Source organism: Prosthecobacter sp., assembly GCF_044226605.1.
Taxonomy (GTDB): Bacteria; Verrucomicrobiota; Verrucomicrobiia; order Verrucomicrobiales; family Verrucomicrobiaceae; genus Prosthecobacter.
The window spans coordinates 151,666-170,745 of the sequence record NZ_JBGAGS010000005.1; the positions used below are offsets into that span (position 1 = coordinate 151,666).

The following is a 19,080-nucleotide window of genomic DNA, read 5'->3' on the forward strand; positions in this document are numbered from 1 at the left end:
GCCATTGTTCACGGTGGTGTCGGTGGAGGAGTAAAGCTCCAGCTGCGCGCCGGACACGCCGGTTTCGCCTGCATCGACAACGCCGTTGTTGTTGTTGTCTGAGAAGACGAAGTTGCCCATGGTGAGGGCGGCGCTGAAGCCGAAGTCCACGGTCATGTCCTGATTGCCGCCGCCGCTGGCGAGGTTTCCGGGCTCCTTGCCGAGGGCGAGATTGATCACGGGGCTGGAAACAGGGGTGCCGGAGCCGCCGGGCTGGATGCCGTTGCTGTCATTGTCCACGCCGTTGTCGAGATTGACGGATGGAGAAGCAACAGGCCATTGCGAGTCAGGTGTGGGCAGGCGCACGAAGTAGTTGCCCGAATTGAGGCCGCTGAACAGGTAGTAGCCGTTGGCATCCGTGGTGGTGGTGGCCACGATGGTGTCGTCCGCGGTGTTGGTGGTATTGTCAGCGCCGGGATTGACGAGCTGCACGGTGAGGTTTTGCAGACCGGGCTCACGTGGGTTTTTGATGCCGTTGCCATTGGTGTCCGCCCAGACGAAGTCGCCGATGGCGAGCGACTGAGGATTCACCGTGGCGCTGCCCTGCAGGAGGATGTTGTCCACGTCGATGTAGCCGGTGCCGTCGCCGCCCCAGAGATACATTTCGATGAGGAAGGATTTGCCGGCGAGCTGAGAGCCGGTGGGGATGGCGGTGGCGCCGCCGAGGAAGGTGCTCCAGGGCAGATTGAGCGAGTACCAGGAACCGGTGGCGGGAATCTGGAAAGTGCTGGTGACCGCGGTGCAAATGGTGGTGCCTTCCATCCAGGAGAGGAAGACTTTCCCCTGCACCGGCGAGGTGGTGCCCACGCGATAGAGATCCATGAGGATGTTGCCGATGTTGCCGGTGGCAGTCGGGTCCATGTCGTAGCGGATCCAGAGGCTGTCGGGGCGCTGAACGAGAGAGGTGGGGGCGGAGTCGTAGCCGGTGTCATAGGCGGCATCCCAGTCACGCATGCGGCGGGAGAGGGACCCGGAGCGGATGGGGCCGTTGTTGGTGGGCTCGCTGATGTCGGTGAGGCCGTTCATGTCCGCCTCGATCTGGATTTTGGCGGCATTGACGATGGCGGGGCTCTTGTAGCTCGGAGGAGCAGGCAGACCACCGCTGGAGATGTTCATGTCATACTCAAGCAGATTGGTGAGCGAGGCAGGCACGGCGCGCAGGGCGAAGTCGACGGTGTTGTCCACATCGAGGCCGCCGGCGACATTGCCGGGCTCCTTGCCAACGGCGAGAGCGATGACCGGACTGGTGATGGCGGTGCCAGCGGTGCCGGACTGGATGCCGTTGTTGTCATTGTCCACGCCGTTGTCGAGGGCGACCTGCGGACCGGAGGAAAGCGGATAGGAGGTGGGAGGAGTGGCGATCTTGACGAAGTAGTTTCCGGGAGCGAGGCCGGTGAAGGCGTATGCGCCGGTGCCGTCCGTGGTGGTGGTGCCCTGGGAGACATCGTCGCCATTGCCAATGACGGTGTCCGTGGTGGAGAAGAGCTGGAGGGACACGCCGCTGATGCCCTGCTCGCCGACATCACGCGTGCCGCTTTGATCGGTGTCCTGCCAGACGAGATTGCCGAGGGAGAGACCATTGATGACGACGATGTAGTCGCGGGTGCCGGAGCAGGCGGCGGCGTCCACAGCGCGGATGGTGAAGCTGTAGCTGCCAGCGGCGGTGGGCGTGCCGCTGATCACGCCGCTGCTGGTGTTCAGGCTGAGGCCCGTGGGCAGGCTGCCGGCGGTGACGGAGTAGGTGTAAGGGCTGATACCGCCGCTGGCGACGATGGTCTGCGAGTAAGCGACACCACGATAGCCGGAGCTCAGGCTGGTGGGGCTGAGGGCGAGCGTGGGGCAGACGACCGTCATGGTGATGGTCTGCGTGGCTTTGCAAGAGTAGAGGGCGGTGGCGGTGACGCCGAAGCTGTAGGTGCCGGTGGCGGTCGGCGTGCCGCTGATGACGCCGGTGGGGCTGAGAGCGAGGCCTGGAGGCAGCGTGCTGCCAACAGGGAGACTCCAGGTGTAAGAGCCTGTGGCGCCGGATGCACTGAGGGTGGTGGAGTAGGCATTGGCGACGGTGCCGTTTGGCACTGTGGTGGGAGTGATGCTGACCACAGGGCACTGCAGTGTGAGCGTGCAGGCGAGCGTGCCGGGGCAGTTGTTCTGGTCCATGGCCTGGACGGTGAAGCTGAAGGTGCCGGCGGTGTCCGTGGGTGTGCCACTGAGCAGGCCGGAGGTGCTGAGCGTCATGCCAGTGGGCAGGGAGCCGGACTTGATGGTCCAGGTCTTGGTGCCCACGCCGCCGCTGCTGGAGAACTGCTGCGAGTAGGCGGACCACACCGTGGCGGCGGGGAGAGTGGAAGGTGTGATGGTGATGGCCGCGCAGTTCACGCCGAGCACCAGCGCCTGCTGTTTGACGCAGGAGTTCAGGTCGCTGACCTGCACGGTGAAGTTGAAGGAACCGACAACGTTGGTGGTGCCGCTGATCAGACCTGCGGACGAGAGGGTGATGCCGGAAGGCAGCGCGCCGGAGGCGAGGGACCAGGTGTAAGGAGTGGTGCCGCCGCTCACGGTGAGCTGCTGGCTGTAGGCGACGGTGTCCGTGGCCTGCGGCAGCGTGGTGGGGGAGACGGTGATGGCGGGGCAGTTGAAGATGATGCTGCAGGTGCGTGTGCCGGTGCAACCCGCGGTGTCTGTGGCAGTGACGCCGAAGGTGTAGGTGCCGGGAGCAACGGTCGGCGTGCCGCTGATGACACCGCCGCTGCTGAGAGTGAGGCCGGCGGGCAGCGTGGAGCCGCTGTTCAAGGACCAGGTGTAGGTGCCATTGCCACCGCTGGCGGTCATCGTCTGGCTGTAGGCCTGATACTGGCTGCCAGCAGCCATGGTGGAAGGACTGACGGTGATGGCAGGGCAGTTCACATGCAGCGTGTAGCTGCGGGTGCCGGAGCAGGCGGCGCTGTCAGTCCCCTGCACCACCACGGTGTAGTCGCCCGGAAGCGCGGTGGGAGTGCCGCTGAGAAGACCGGCGCTGCTGAGGCTCATGCCTGCAGGAAGGGCACCGCTCTTGATGCTGAAGGTGTAAGGGGAGGTGCCGCCCGTGCCATCCATCAGCACGGCCGAGTATGCGGCGAACTGCTGGGCATTGGCAAGCGTGGAAGGCGTGAGGGAGATGGTTGGGCAGATGACCTTGATGCTGAGGGCCTGGGTAGTGACGCAGTTGTTCACGTCACGCGCACGCACGGTGAAATTGTAGGTGGCAGGAGCGGAGCCGGGAGTGCCGCTGATGACGCCGGCGCTGCTGAGGCTCATGCCGGTGGGCAGCGCGCCGGTGGTGATGTCCCACACGTAAGGAGCGGTGCCGCCCGCAGCGTTCAGCGTGACCGAAGTGTAAGCAGCGTACTGAGGTGCATCGGCGAAGGTCTTGGGAGTGATGTTGAAGGTAGGGCAACCGACGGTGAGGGAATAGGTGCGGGTGCCGACGCCGCTGTAAACGTCGCTGGCACGAACCGTGAACGGATAAGTGGTGGGGACCGAGGAAGGAGTGCCGCTGAGGAGGCCGGTGGTGGCGTCCAGCGTCATGCCGGTGGGCAGGCCGTTGTTGCCGCTGTTGGTCGCGGTGTAGCGGGCGAGGGCTTCCGCGGCGGAGAGGGCGCGATTGTAGATCGCAGGTTCATCCAGCGCGCCATTCCAGCAGGTGCTGGTGGTGGAGCTGCCACCCATGACGAGCGGCTGGGTGGAGTGGCTGATGGCCGTGGTGAAGGCTTTCGTCGCAGCCTGCACACCATTGACATAGATGAACAACGTGGCGCCGTCATAGGTGGCCACGACATGATTCCATGCGTTCACCGTGAGCGTGGCGTCCACGACGTCGGAGGCCGAGGCGACGGTGGAGGGGCGGTTGACAAAGAAGCGCACGGTGCTGGTGCCGCTGCGCTGGATCAAGCCATAGCCATCGGCCGGAGTGGCGCTGTTCGTGCTCTTTTGGATGATGATCTGATCTGCCGCTGGCGTGGCGCTCGATGGCTTCACCCAGGCTTCCAGTGTGATCTGAGCGGGACGCAGCACCGACTGGTCGGCGACCTGGAGGTAATCATTGGTGCCGTCGAAGCTGAAGGCTTTGCCGACGAGGCCGGTGGTGAAGGCGACGCCGTTAATCAATGCGGCGTTGTTGCTGGCGATGATTTCCGCACCACCGCTTTCACCGGGCCAGAGGGCGGCGGTGCCGGTGAGAGGCGCGGGTCCGACGCTCCAGGCATAGGGAGAGGTGCCGCCGGAGGCCACGAGGCTCTGCGAGTAGGTGGCGTATTGAGTCGCAGCAGGCAGGGTGGATGGCGAGACGGTGACGATGGCGTTCGCCAGTGTGAGGATGTAGTTCTGCGTGCCGGAGCAGCCCTGGCTGTCGGTGCTGCGCACGGTGAAGGAGTAGCTGCCAGGAGCGGCGGAAGCGCCGGGAGTGCCATTGATGAGGCCGGCGCTGCTCATGGCCATGCCGTTTGGCAGAGCACCGCTGCTGATGGCATAGGTGTAACCGCCGGAGCCGCCGCTGGAGGTGAGCGTGAGCGGATTGTAGGCGACGTACTGCGTGGCCACAGCGACGGTGCCGGGGCTGATGGTGATGACGGGGCAGCCGCGGAAGCCGAAGTCGACGGTGTTTTCCGTGTTGGTATTGCCGGTGCTGCCAGGCTCGCCGCCGGCGGTGAGGGTGATCACCGGGCTGATGACAGCGGTGTTGATGCCGCCGGTCTGGCTGCCATTGCTGTCGTTGTCACGGCCGTCATCCGCCGTGTTCACCACGCCGGAAGCCAGCGGATAGGCCGCAGGCGGCGTGGGGACGCGCACGCGGTAGCTGGCGGGCTGATAAACGGTGAAGCCATAGACACCGGAGCTGTTGGTGGTGGTGGTGGTGATGACGGTGTTCACCGAGCCATCGAGGAGTTCGACCGTGACTCCAGCTCCGACACCCGTTTCGGTTGCGCTGCTGAAGACACCGTCGTTGTTGGCATCGACGAAGAGCTGATTGCCAAGCTGGATGCCGGAGAACAAACCAAAGTCGATGCTGAGCTCGGTGTCGGGGTTGGTGTCGCCATCGTTGACGGGCTCCGTACCGGTGGCGAGCGTGATAACCGGGCTGTAAATGAAGGTGCCGGGGCCGGCGGGCTGGCTGCCGTTGTTGTCATTGTTCACGCCGTTGTCCAGCGAGACCACATTGCCGCCGGTGGCCTGAATGCTGGCGGGCGGAGTGACGCGGACCACATACTTGTTTTCGGCGAGGCCGGTGAAGTTGTAAGCGCCGGCGGAGTTCGTGGTGGTGGTGGCGACGAGGAGGTCGTCGGCATCGCCCGCGACATCATTGGAACTGGTGAAGAGGTCGACGGTGACGCTGCTGATGCCGATTTCGGTGGTGGCGCCGGTGTCGCGGATGCCGTTTTTGTTGGCGTCGTTCCAGACGAGATTGCCGATGGTAAGCGTGGCAGTGGTGTTGACCTGGCAGAGATAGACCAGGTCAGCCGCGACCGCATTGGTGGAACTGCCGCCGGAGAGAGCGAGCGTGGCGGTGTCGATCTGCGAAGCGGTGGCGCCATTGGCCACGCGGAAGTGGTAGGTGAACTGGCGCCACAGAGGCTGGGTGGAGTTGGCGGTGGCTTCGGTCCAGTTGTTGTAATCGGAAGCACCAAAGGCGGAATAGGAAATGGTGCCGCCATTGTATCCGCAGCACTGGCTGACGCCCGGAGCGGTGGCGCTCATTTCGCCCTGCGGCACGGTGTAGTATTGATAGAGGCCGGGAGTGGAACCGGTGATGATCTGGAAGATCTGCGCATTGGCGCCGAGATTCCACAGGATGGAAGCCGCACCGGAGGAGGCGCTGGTGGCCCAGACGCTGAGCTCGTATTCTTTGCCGGGCTGCAGCACGCTGCTCCAGTTGCCGCCGCCTGCGGGGAGGAGACTGACGGAGGAGTTGGTGCCCTGCAGCAGAACCATGCGCTTGCCGTGGCGGCTCTTCACGCTCTCCATCCAGGAAACCTTGGAACCGGTGGTGCCGACGCTGACCTGCATGCGCTGCATCGGCTCGCCCACACCGCTGGTGCTGTTGGTGCCGCCGACCCACTGGATGGCATTGATTCCGGTGCCCATGGTCGTGCCCGTGCCATCGTAGCCGAGAACGGTGGTGCCGGTGCCGGTGATGTTTGGCAGGCCCTGGAATTCGAAGCTGGGGTTGTCGATGAGATTGGTGATCTGGCAGGGATTGGAGTTGGCGAAGCCGATGTCGATGGTGCCATCCGCATCTGCGTCGTCTCCATCCACTCCGATAACTGGCTCCGTGCCGGGAGAGAGGGTGATGAGCGGCGTGTAAACGGCGAGGCCCGAGGCGGCCTGGATGCCGTTGTTGTCATTGTCGACGCCGTTGTCCAGATTCACCTGGCTGGTGCTGGCCTTGGGATAATAGGCCGGCGGAGTGGGGATGCGCACGTAGCAGGTGCCGGGAGCGAGACCGGTGAAGGTGTAGGCGCCATTGGAGTCGGTGGTGGTGGAGGCGAGCAGCACGTCATCGCCGCTGCCGTTGTTGCCCACGCCATTGATGCCCGGAGACCAGAGCTGCACGGGAAGGTTTGGCACGCCGCTTTCCGTCGAGCCGCGCAGGCCGTCATCGTTCATGTCCACCCAGACGAGATTGCCGATGGACATGCCCTTGATGTTGAAGGTCACGGCGGTGGCGGTGCTCTGGCAGCTGTAGGCGTCCGTGGCACGCACCGTCACGGTGTAGGTGCCGAGCGTGGTGGGAGTGCCGCTGACGGTGCCATTGGAGGCGAGGCTGAGACCGGGGGGCAATGTGCCGCTGACCAGGGCAAAGGTGTAAGCCGCCGTGCCGCCGCTGGCGGTGATGGTGGCATTGAAGCTGGTCTTGAGATAACCATTGGCAGGAGCGGTGCCGCCGACGGTGATGACAGGGCAGACAGGAGTGACGGTGTAAGAGCGAGAGCCGGAGCAGCCGTTGGCATCCGTGGCAGTAAGCGTAAAGGTGGCGGGCGTGGAGGTGGTGGGCGTGCCGCTGAGCACTCCGGTGCTGGTGTTGATGCTGAGCCAGGAAGGCAGGCTGGCGCCGCTCCAGGTCAGAGGAGTGGCGCTGGTGCCGGAGGTGGTGATGGTCTGCGAATAGAGGAAGCCGATGGTGGGAGCGGGGAGAGAGGCGGGATTGAGCGTGATGACCGGGCAGACGCGCAGCGGGATCGTGGAAGTGGCCTTGCAACCCAGGCTGTCCGTGGCGGTGACGACGATGCTGCTGGCACCGGCCGTGGTCGGCGTGCCGCTGAGGACACCGGAGGACGAGAGCGAGAGACCTGCTGGCAGTGTGGCGGCCTGAACGGACCAGGTGTAAGGCGCCGCACCGCTGCTGGCGCTGAGGGTCTGGCTGTAGCTGGTGCCTGCGATCACAGATGGCAGGGTGGAAGGCGAGATGAGGATGGCAGGGCAGTTGCGCAGGCCGATGTCGATGGTGTTTTCGACGTTGGTTGTGCCAGCGGTTCCGGGTTCACCGGCGAAGGTAAGCGTGAAGGTGGCGCCGTTCACCACGGTGCCTGCGCCGCCGGGCTGGCTGATGGCGTTGCTGTCATTGTCCACGCCATTGTCAGCGGAGACGCCATTGAGGGCCATGAGCTGCGTGGCGCCGGGTGTGACTCGGACATAATAGACACCGGTCTGGAACACCGAGAAGCCATAGGCACCGCCGGCGTTGGTGGTCGTGGTGGTGATGATGACGTCGTCACCATTGTAGGCCACATTGTCCGCGCCGCGGGACATGAGCGCGACGGTGACACCGGCGACGCCGCTTTCGCTGCCGCTCTGATAGAGGCCGTCGCCGTTGGCATCGAGGAAGACGAGATCGCCGATGCTGATGCCGGAGAAGAGGCCGAAGTCGATGCTCAGGTCGGTGCTGGCATCCGTGTCACCGTCGTTCACCGGCTCGGTGCCGGGAGTGAGGTCGATGACCGGGCTGTAGAGAGGAGTGCCCGGGCCGCCAGGCTGCGCGCCGTTGTTGTCATTGTTCACTCCATTGTCGAGCGTGACCGGTGTGCCGCCGGTGACGGGATTGGAGGAAGGCGGAGTGACCACCACGAAGTATTTGCCGGGAGACAGGCCCGAGAAGGAATAAGCACCGGAGGTGGTGGTGGTGAAAGTGGTGCCGATCTGCGTGTCCGCCGCGCTGCCGGTGCCACCGACGGCATTGTCCGTGCCCGGGCTGAAGAGCTGCACCTGCGCTCCTGCGAGACCGGTTTCAGAGGAGTCCTTGAGCCCGTTGTTGTTGGCGTCATTCCACACAAGATCGCCGAAGGTGATGGAATTGACATCGACGGAGTAGGAGCGGGTCTGCGAGCAGTTGTTGGCGTCGGTGACCTTCAAGGTGAAGGCGGAGGTCTGCACCGTGGTGGGAGTTCCGGTGATGGCGCCCGTGGTCCCGTTCAGGCTGAGGCCGTCTGGCAGAGCGCCGTCGCTGACCGACCAGACATAAGGAGCGACGCCGTTGGTGGCGCTCATGCTCTGGCTGTAAGGAACTGCGACACTGCCACCGGCGAGGATGGATGGCGCGATGGCGATGATGGGGCAGGAAGGAGTGAGCGTGAAGGTGCTGGAACCCGTGCAAGCATTGGAGTCGGTGGCACGAATCGTAAACGTGGCGGGCACCATGTTGGTGGCGATGCCGCTGATGACGCCGGTGACGTTGTTCAGGGTAAGGCCGGCAGGCAGCGAACCGCTGGTCATCACATAGCTGTAGGGCCCCTTCCCTCCCGTGGCGCCCAGCAGCTGGCTGTAAGCCGCATTCATCGTCGGCGTGGCGAGGGTGGCGGGAGTCAACGTGATGGTGGGGCAGACGGGAGTCAGGGTGTATTGACGTGAACCGGTGCAGAGATTGGCATCCGTGGCGGTGACGGTGAAGGTGACCGTTGTCGAATTGGTGGGAGTGCCGGAGAGCACGCCGGTGGCGGAGTCCAGGGAGAGCCAGGCGGGCAGACCGGTGGCACTGTAGCTGATCGGGGTGGCCGTGGAGCCAGTGGCGGTGATGGTCTGGGAATAGGTCGTGCCCACGAGCGGTGTCGGCAGCGTGGCGGGATTCACGGTGATGACGGGAGCGATTTTGATCTGCACCTGCTGGTCTCTGACGCACAAGCTGGCATCGATGACACGCACGGTGATGCTGGCGCCATTCACGCCATTGGTGGCGGCGGTGGGTGTGCCGGAGATGACGCCCGCACTGCTGATGCTGAGACCCGCTGGCAGCGCGCCCGATGAGATAGTCCAAGTATAAGGAGTGGCGGAGCTGCCCGTGGCGCTGAGTGTCTGGGAGTAAGCCGTGCCGACCGTACCATTGGCCAGTGTGGTGGGAGTGACGGTGACGACCGGGCAGGAACGGAAACCCATGTCGATGGTGTTTTCAAAGCTCGTGCTGCCGGTGGATCCGGGCTCCTTGCCGACCGCCAGGGTGAAGACGTTGCTGATGGAGTTTGAACCCGGGCCGCCGTTCTGCACGCCGTTGCTGTCATTGTTCACGCCATTGTCTGCGGTCACTGAAAGGGTGGCGGAGCTGTAGGCGCTGGGCGGTGAAGGAACATTGATGCGGTAGGTGCCAGGTGCGCAGCCGCCGAAGAAGTAAGCGCCGCTGGCATCCGTAACGGTGCTCAGCATGAGATTGCCGGTGGTGCCGTCCAGAAGCTGAACGGTGATGCCCGACACGCCGGATTCGGTGGTGGACTGGAACAAACCGTCGCCATTGATGTCGGCAAACACGAGGTCGCCCACGCTCACGCCATCGCTGAGGGCGAAGTCCACGGTGAATTCCGTGTTGGCATTGGTATCCCCATCATTCACCGGCTCGGTGCCGGGAGCGAGGACGATCATGGGGCTGTAGATCGGCGTGCCGGGGCCGCCGGGCTGCATGCCGTTGTTGTCATTGTCCACGCCATTGTCCAGAGCCACGACCACGCCGGAGGTCGAAGGCAGAGAGGCAGGCGGGATGACCTGCACGTAGTAGGTGCCGGCAGGGATGGAACTGAAGACATAGACGCCGCTGCTCGTGGTGGTGATGGGCGAGGCGATTTCATAGTCCGCATTCACTCCGGTGCCGCCGCGCACGCCGTCCGCGCCAGGATGGAAGAGATGCACCACCGCGCCGACGGCACCAGGCTCGCCTGCGTCCTTGATGCCATTGCGGTTGGTGTCCTGCCACACGGCATTGCCAAGGCAGAGGCGAGAGTCCGCAACGGCCGCCTTTTGGAACACCATGGAATCTTCCACATTGTAGGGGTTGTTGCCATACACTCCCATCACGGTGCCGTCCGCGGAGATGCCGTCGCCACCATTGTAGATGTTCCAGAAGGAATAGGCGCTGTCCTGCCCGACGTGGCCGTCTGAAACGAGCAGGTCCGAAATGCGGGTGTAAAGGTCTGTGGGCGTGTCCCACATGACTGCAAAGCTGCCGGTGGAGGCGCTGCTGTAGATGGAACCGAGCACGCGGCCGGTATCGCTGACCGCCCCCACGATGCCGCCCAGGCTGTCCTGCGGGAGGATGCGTGGGAGATTGGTGCGAAGGCTGGCCTGAATGTCATACACGAACGGCGTGGGCACGCCGGAGAGCTTCTGGCTGGAGCCGATGTAGCGTCCGTTCGGGCTGACGCGGCCTGCGTTCAGAGAACCGCCGCTAAAGGTAACGATCGTGGTGGTGTAACCTGAGCCCGGGCTGCCGCTGAGGACTTTGCCCACACCGCTGGTGTCTGTGACGAGCAGCGTGGTGCCGTCCGCAGAGGCATCCACCACGGCGAGAACGCCCGGGATGGCCGTCCATGCACGAGTGCTGATGTTCCAATAACCACCCTGGGAGATGACGGGGCCGCCGGGGCCGTCCGGGTCCACGGTGCCGAAGGCGTAGGCGCTGTCGCTGGTGAGGGCGGAAGGCAGCGCGCTCATGCTGGCATTGGTATCAAACGGAGTGAGCAGGCGCACGCTGGTGCCGGTGGTCTGGCTGTAGTACCAGGGAATGATGGAGACCTTGGTGCCAGTGGTGAATTTTTCGTAGCCCACGGCATTGCCGCTGTCGTTGACATCGCGGCCCATGGCGTAGGGATGGGAGGCGTCCAGCAGCGGCACGTTGATGTTTGTGTCCGTGAGGGTGTTCAGCAGGAAGCCGTAGGACGTGAGGCCGGTGCGGATGCCGGTGATCCAGCGGCCGTTTGGCGACATGTTGTAAAGGCAGTTGCCGAAGCCGGAGTTTTCACCACCAAGCACATCGCGCCCGAGGCGGGTGACTTCATAGGCGCCGCCGATGGACTGATTCAGCGGCATCGGGCAGCTCGAAACCACATTGGAGGAGATGGTGATGCTGCGGGTGATGGAAACCTGGCAGGTGGTGGCATCCGTGACGGTCAGGGTGACGGCAGAAACGGATGCAGCGGTCGGCGTACCAGTGATGGCGCCGGTGGTGGTGTTCAGGCTCAGACCGGCAGGCAGGGAGCCGGAGGAGATCGCATAAGTGTAAGGGGCGGTGCCACCCGTGGTGGTGAACGTCTGGGAGTAGGTGCGGCCGACCATGCCCACGGGCAGAGTGCCGGGGCCGACACTGATGACGGGGCACTGCGGCGCGATGATGTAGCTCTGAGTGGTGGCGCAGCCATTGGCATCCGTGGCGGAGATGACAAAGGAACGCGAGACCGGGCTGGTGGGCGTGCCGCTGAGCACTCCGGTGCTGGCATTGAAGGTGACACCTGCAGGCAGCGAGCCGCTGACCAAGGCGAGGACATAAGGAGCAGCGCCGCCGCTGGCGGAGAGGGTTTGCGTGGAGCTGGAACCGACGGTCCAGGCGGAGGTCAGAGTGCTGAGGGAAATGACCGGGCAGATCTTGATGGTGACAGGCTGATCTTTCACACAGCCACTGGCGTCTGTGCTGCGCACCGTAAAGCTGCCGCCGGCTCCATTGGACACCGTGGGGGTGCCGCTGAGCACGCCGCTGGTGCTGAGAGTGAGGCCGGTGGGCGGAGTGCCGCTGACGACAGAGTAGGTGTAGGGGGCGGTGCCGCCGCTGGAGGCCAGAGTCTGGCTGTAAGCCGTGCCAACCGCACCGGCAGGCGCAGTGGCGGGGGTGACAGTGATCACCGGGCAGACCTGGAGGGTGAAGGTGCTGGAAGACTGGCAGCCATTGGCGTCCGTGGCGCGCAGAGTGATGCTTGCGCCCACCGCATTGACCGCTGTGGGCGTGCCGGAAATCAAACCAGAGCTGGTGTTGAGGGAGAGGCCGGCCGGCAGGGTGCCGGAGGTCAGCGCCCAGGTGTAAGCAGAGGTGCCGCCGCTGGCGGAGAGGCTCTGCGAGTAGGCGGAACCGAGGGTGGCCTGCGCCAGGGTGGAGGGAGAGATGGTGATGGCCGGGCAGACAGGAGCCAGGGTGCAGGCCAGTGTTTTGGCGCAGCCATTGGCATCCGTAGCCCGCACGGTGAAGGCGGCCACAGTCGTGGTGGTGGGAGTGCCGGTGATGACCCCGCCCGAGGACATGGTGGCCCAGGCTGGCAGCGCGCCGCTGGCGAGGGTGAAGGTGTAAGGAGAGGTGCCGCCGCTGGCGGAAACCGTCTGCGAATAAGAGGAGCCAACGACAGGGGTGGTGAGCGTGGCCGGAGCCAGGGTGATGACGGGACAGACCTGCAGCGTGACGATTTGGGAACCCTGGCAGCCATTGGAATCATTGACCCGAACAGTGACGGAGGTGGCGGGGCTGGCGGAGGCGGTGGGAGTGCCGCTGATGACACCGGTGGAGGCATTGAGCGTGAGGCCCGCGGGCAGCGTGCCGCTGGTGAGCGTCCAGGAGCTGTAAGGAGCCGTGCCACCGCTGGCGGCCAGCGCCTGCGAGTAAGCCGTGCCCACCGTTCCCTGGGTCAAAGAGGTGGGGCTGATGGCGATGGTGGCACATGCAGGAGTGATGGTGTAGGAGCGTGTGCCGACGCAGCCGTTGGCATCGGTGGCCTTGACCGAGAAGGTGGCGGAGGTGGTGCTGGTGGGAGTGCCGCTGAGAACGCCTGTGGAGCTCAGAGTGGCCCAGGCTGGCAGCGTGCCGCTGGCGAGCGAATAAGTGTAGGAGGCGGCACCACCGGAGGCGGTGATGGTCTGCGAGTAGGCGGTGCCCACGGTGGGAGTGGTCAGCGTGGTGGGGGAGAGGGAGACGACCGGGCAGACCTGCAGCGTGAAGGTTTTGGTGCCTGCGCAAGTGCTTGCGGCCGTGTCCGTGGCGGCGATCGTGATGCTCACGCCGGCGGCATTGCCGGCCGTGGGGGTGCCGCTGAGAAGACCGCCGCTGCTCAAGGTGAGGCCGGATGGCAGAGTGCCGCTGCTGACGGACCATGTGTAGGTTCCGGAGCCACCGGATGCCGCGAGTGATTGAGAATAAGCGGTGCCGACGCCGCCCTGAGCCAGGGTGGAAGTGGAGACACTGATGGCGGGGCAGCCCATGGCAAACGTCATGGCCTGCGTGCCCGCGCAGCCGTTTGCATCCGTGGCACGGATGGTGACGTTGGCGCTGCTGTTGGAGGTGGGTGTGCCGCTGACGACGCCGGTGCTGGCATTGAGCGTGAGGCCCACTGGCAGTGTGCCGCTGACGACGGCGAAGGTGTAGGGAGTGGATCCGCCTGAAGGAGTGATGGTCTGCGAATAGACGACGCCCACCGTGCCGCCGGCCGGCGTGACGGGCGCCAGCGTGACAGCCGGGCAGATCTGCAGCGTGACAGCCCGCGAACCCTGGCAGCCATTGGCATCATTCACACGGAAGGTGACGGTGGTGGCGGGGCTGGCCGTGGCGGTGGGGGTGCCGCTGATGACGCCGGTGCTGGCATTGAGAGTCAAACCAGCCGGCAGCGCTCCGCCGGTGATGGTCCAGGAACTGTAAGGGGCGATGCCGCCGCTCGCTGCGAGGGTTTGAGAATACGCCGCGCCCACACTGCCGGCAGGGAGCGCCGAAGGAGTGACGGTGATGGTAGGACACTGCGGGGTGAGGGTGTAGGCGAGCGTGGAGGTGCAAGCATTGGCGTCCGTGACGCGCAGGGTGAAGATGGAAGTGGCCGTGCTGGTGGGCGTGCCGCTGAGAACACCGGCGGAGGTGAGAGAAGCCCAGGAGGGCAGAGTGCCGCTGGCGAGAGCGAAAGTGTAGGGAGCGGTGCCGCCAGTGGCGGAGATGGTCTGCGTGTAAGCCGTCCCGACTGTCGCCGCGGGGAGAGTGGTCGGAGAGAAGGAGATGACAGGGCAGATCTGCAGCGTCATTGCGCGCGAGCCCTGGCAGCCGTTGGCGTCGTTCACACGCACCGTGATGGACGTTGCAGGGCTGGCCGATGCGGTCGGCGTGCCGCTGATGACGCCGGTGGAGGCGTTCAGCGTGAGGCCTGCGGGGAGAGTGCCGGCCGTGACGGTCCATGTGCCATACGGCGCGGTGCCACCCGTAGCGGAAAGCGTCTGCGAGTAGGCACTGCCGACCGTGCCGGTGACCAAGGTGCTGGGGGAGATGGTCACTGCCGGGCAGACAGGCGCCATGGTGTAGGAAAGAGCACCGGCGCAGCCATTGATATCGATGACACGCACGGTGAAGGTGGAGGAGGTGGTGCTGGTGGGCGTGCCGCTGATGACACCGCTGCTGGCATTGAGCGTGAGCCCCGCAGGCAGTGAACCGGAGGTGATGCTCCAGGAGCCGTAAGGAGCAACGCCGCCGGATGGAGTGAGCGTCTGGGAATAGGCGGTGCCGACGGTGGCGGGCGGAAGCGTGGAGGGTGTAAGACTGATGGCCGGACACAGAGGAGTGAGCGTGTAGCTGACTGTGCCCACGCAGCCCTTGGCATCGGTCGCGCTGACGGTGAAGGTGGCGCTCGCGGTGGTATTCGGCGTGCCGCTCAGCACGCCTGCGGAACTGAGAGCAGCCCAGGCAGGCAGCGCACCGCTGGAGACCGTGTAGGTGTAAGGCCCGGTGCCGCCGGTGGAGGTGATCGTCTGCGAATAAGCAGCGCCAGCGGACGGCACCGCCGCGGTGGCCGGTGAAAGCGAGATGGCGGAGCAAACATTGGCCAGGTAGTCCTCCACTTCGCCAACGCCTGCGGTGCCGGTGGAGCCGGGAGTGCTCACCGAGCTGAGGCGGACGCGGATGCCCACATTGCCAAGAGAAGCTCCAGCAGGCGTGGTGAAGGTGATGGCGCGCGCGCTGGAACTGGTGCCGGTGGCGATGACGACGTTGCTGGCCACCTGCTCGCCCGCGTCTGTCAGCACGCCGTTGCCATTGAAATCCACCCACGCATTGAGGAAGGCGGAAGAGCCGCTGGTGTTGGTCACCGTGGCGGTGAGCGTTGTGGAAGTGCCCTGGTAGATGGCGGATGGCACCACCACGCCGTCTTCGTCATTCAGGCCGGTGATGTTGTCTCCCGTGGCCGAGGCGTTGTTGTTGGCGGAATATTCGGAGTCAATCAACGCGCCGAGACGGAGGGTTGAATTGAGTGTGCTGCCAGCAGAGCCGAAGGACGAATAATCGCCGTAGTCCACTGCGGTGAGCAGGCCGAAGTCGATGGTGTTTTCGTTGTTGCCGCCGCCGGTGGAGAGGTTCCCCGGTTCGGCGCCTTGGGTCAGCGTGATGATCGGACTGTAAACCGTCGTGGCGCGTCCGCCCGGCTGCGAGCCGTTGTTGTCATTGTCCACACCATTGTCTCCTGCCACGGTGCTGCTGACCACGGAGTAGAGCGTGCTGGGCGTCACGGTGACGAAGTATTTGCCGGTGCTCAAACCCACGAAGCTGTAAGTTCCAGAAGCGTCCGTGGCGGTGGTGCTGGTCAGCGTGTCCGCCGCAGAGCCGGTACCGCCGATGGCGTTGTCAGTGCCGGGATTCCAGAGCTGAACGGTGACACCGCCGATGCCGCTTTCCCCGACGTCCTGTAGGCCGTTGTTGTTGACGTCGTTAAACACCGTGTCGCCGATGGACAGTGTGCGAGTCAGGCCGAAGGTGGCGTTCACGATCCCCACGGAGCCGACCGTGACGGCGAGGCTGCCATCGATGGTGCCGTCACTGCCCGAGCCGGAGCCGAGGAACTCACCTGCATTCAGCCATCCGTTTGGAACAGCAGCCGCTGGAGCGGTGGAACCGAGGCTGCCGTAGGAGGTGCTCAGCACGACCTTGTAAGAGGTGTTGGCCGAGGCGCCGCCGAGGATGAAGGTACCGTCACTCTTGACCGGGAAGGAGTCCACCAGATTGCCGGAGCCGTCCACGAGCATGGCAAACAGGGTGCCGCTGGCGTTGGTGCCGGTGCCGCTGATGATGCCGTCGGTCAGGCCGTTCACGTCATAGTACACGATGCCCTTCACGCCGAGGGAGGTCACGGAGGAGGAGATACCTTCGGACAAGTCGGTGTAGGTGGCGGTGGGCAGCGGACCCACCTTCACCGCATTCGGAGTGGAGGTGTCGTACCTGTCGATGCGGTAAACATTGGAGCCAGCGGAGCCCAGAGCATAGAGGCGGGTCACACCACCCACACCGGCAATCTGCACGGAGCTGTTGCTGGAGTAAGGGATCTGCGTGTCCACGCTGGCGGTGGTGGCGGCGGGGCCGGAGGAGTTTTCGCCGTCATCAATGAACTGGTTGAACAGCGTGTTGGTGCTGTTGATCACGGTGGAGGTGACCAGCAGGCCGTCCTGCGGACGAATGACGAAGTCACCGCCGTTGAAGGTCTGGCTCAGGTGGAAGAAGTTCGTGTAGTCGCTGTAAGCGGGCGTGCTGAGGCCCAGGCCGGCGGCGTTCAGATGCCAGACGGCCACGTTGTTGTCGAGCTGGCCGCCGGCGTAATATTCGCCATTGTAGAAAGCAGCACGCGGGAACGCTCCCGAACTGGCAGTGGCCGAGGAGGGCGTGCCGGAATTGAAGGTGATGTTTGAAAGCGCGGAACCTGTGACGAGCTGGTAGCTCCAGGTTTTGGTAACGTTGTTGTAGGCCGCCGTGTACAAGCTCGCATTGTAGCCGCTGGATCCGGTGGAGGTGGCCAGCCAGTAGAAGCGGCGGTTCAGCCAGTCGAGTGCCAGGCCGTTCATCCATGCGTCCGTGGCGCTGGCGTTGAAGCCGGGAGAGGCGGTGTTCAGATTGAGGATGCCCGGCGTCACCGAGACGGTCGGCGAGGCGGAGTTGGGATTGTAAACGGAGATTTCGTCCAGGTAGAACTGGGTGCCCACCGCGCGGATGCTATAGAAGTAGTCACGGAAATTGGACGAAGGCGCGACGATGGTGGTGGTGTAGTCTTCCACTTCACCGTAGCCGCTGGCACCGGTGGCGCCGGGGGAGGCAACCGAGGTCAGGCGGAAGCGGGCGCCGACGGACCCCAGGGTGGCCGTGCTGGGAACATCGAAGTAGAAGGTCTGGAAGTCACCGGAAGTGCCGTCATCAACGACTGAATCCGCGATCACCTGCTCGCTGGCTTCCAAAGTGCCGTTGTTGTTGAAATCCACCCAGCCGTTGAGGTAGGCGGGAGCGCCGGAGGTGTTGTTGAGCTTGACGGTGACCGCCACGCCGGCCTGGCCCTGCACCAGAATGGCCTGAAGCGTGACGCCGTCTTCGTCGTTCACATTGGTGATGTCGTCACCCGTGGCCGCGAGGTTGGTGACGGCGGTGAATTCATTGTCTTCCAGATCGCCGATGCCAAGCGCCGGGGAGTTGTAGCTGCTGGCGTCCGCGAAGCGGGAGAAGTCACCGCGATCAGAAGCAGGGACGATGGTGAGAGCGTAGTCTTCGACTTCACCTGTGCCGGCGAGGCCGCTGTCTCCAGGAGAGGCGATGGAGGTGAGACGGAAACGCACGCCAACCGCCCCGGTGGCCGCAGCGGCCGGAATGGTGAAGGTGTAGGTGCGCGTGCCGCCGCTGGTGCCGGTGGCGACGACATCATTGACCGCGATCTGCTCGCCCACATCGGTGAGGAGGCCGTTGTTGTTGAAGTCGATCCAGCCATTGAGGTAGGCGTCCGCGCCGGTGGTGTTGGTCACGTTTACGGTCACGCTCACGCCGGACTGGCCCTGGATGACGGAGGCGGGAAGCGTGACGCCGTCATCGTCGTCGGTGTTGTTGGTGTCGTCCCCGGTGGCTGCAGCGTTGGCCAAGGCAGGGCCTTCGCTGTCCACCAGCGCTCCCATGCGGAGAGCGGTGGAGTAGGTGCTGCCGGCAAGGCCAAGTCCGGAGTCATCTCCGAAGTCGGTGGCCGGGAGGATGGTGATGATGCTGTCCTCCACCTCACCGTTTCCGCTGAGACCGGTGGAACCCGGGGTGCTGGTGGAGGTGAGGCGGACGCGAATGCCTGCCGTGCCGAGAGATGCCGCAGCGGGCACGGTGAAGGAGATGACCTTGGTCGAATTGGACGTGCCGGTGGGGATGATCGTATTGGCGGCGATCTGTTCACCCGTGTCGGTCAGGGCGCCGTTGCGATTGAAATCAATCCAAGCGTTCAGATAAATGGAGGCGCCACTGGTGTTGGTGACGATGGCGCTGATGCTGCCGGTGGCACCAGCAACCAGGTAAGCAGGGAGGATGACACCGTCTTCGTCGTCGGTGCCCGTGGTGTCGTCTCCCGTGGCGGTGGCATTGGCCGTGATGGCCGTTTCACTGTCGGTAGTGGCACCGAGCCTGATGGTGCTGACCGTGGTGCTGCTGGCACTGGCAAAGACCGAATAGTCACTGAAATCCGTGGCCGCCTGGGTGCTGGCCGCCGAGGCGAAAAACAGGGCGACGAAGGCAAAAAGGGCGTGTCCCAGCCCGGCACGGTGTCCCCTCACGCCCGAAAGAGCGCGCAGCGTGGAGGCAGCCGAATGCCCGTCTCTGGGGAGAGAGGGGAGCTGACGGCTGTATTCTGGAGACAAATCCATGTAATTCTGTGAATAAACCGACTTTAACCATATCAATTATAATTTCAATAGAAAGAAGGGAATTATTTAACTTTTCCTAATCACCCCCTTTTCCTCCCCCCAAAATGTCAAAAAAAGGCTCACTCCGAGGCTCGACACACCAGCGAAATCCCTTATCCTCGGCAC

Annotated in this window: 1 protein-coding gene (only partly in view); it reads right to left on the reverse strand. The window is 64.3% G+C overall.

The features are described 5' to 3' along the window. A protein-coding gene (locus tag ACILSO_RS08160; protein WP_395736890.1) for a putative Ig domain-containing protein crosses the window boundary here: on the reverse strand, positions 1 to 18,915 show its 5' portion. 13,017 nt of this gene lie to the left of the window's left edge; 18,915 of the gene's 31,932 nt are visible here — the first part of the coding sequence; it begins with the start codon at positions 18,913 to 18,915; its stop codon lies off the left edge, out of view. Positions 18,916 to 19,080: the final 165 nt, after the last annotated feature.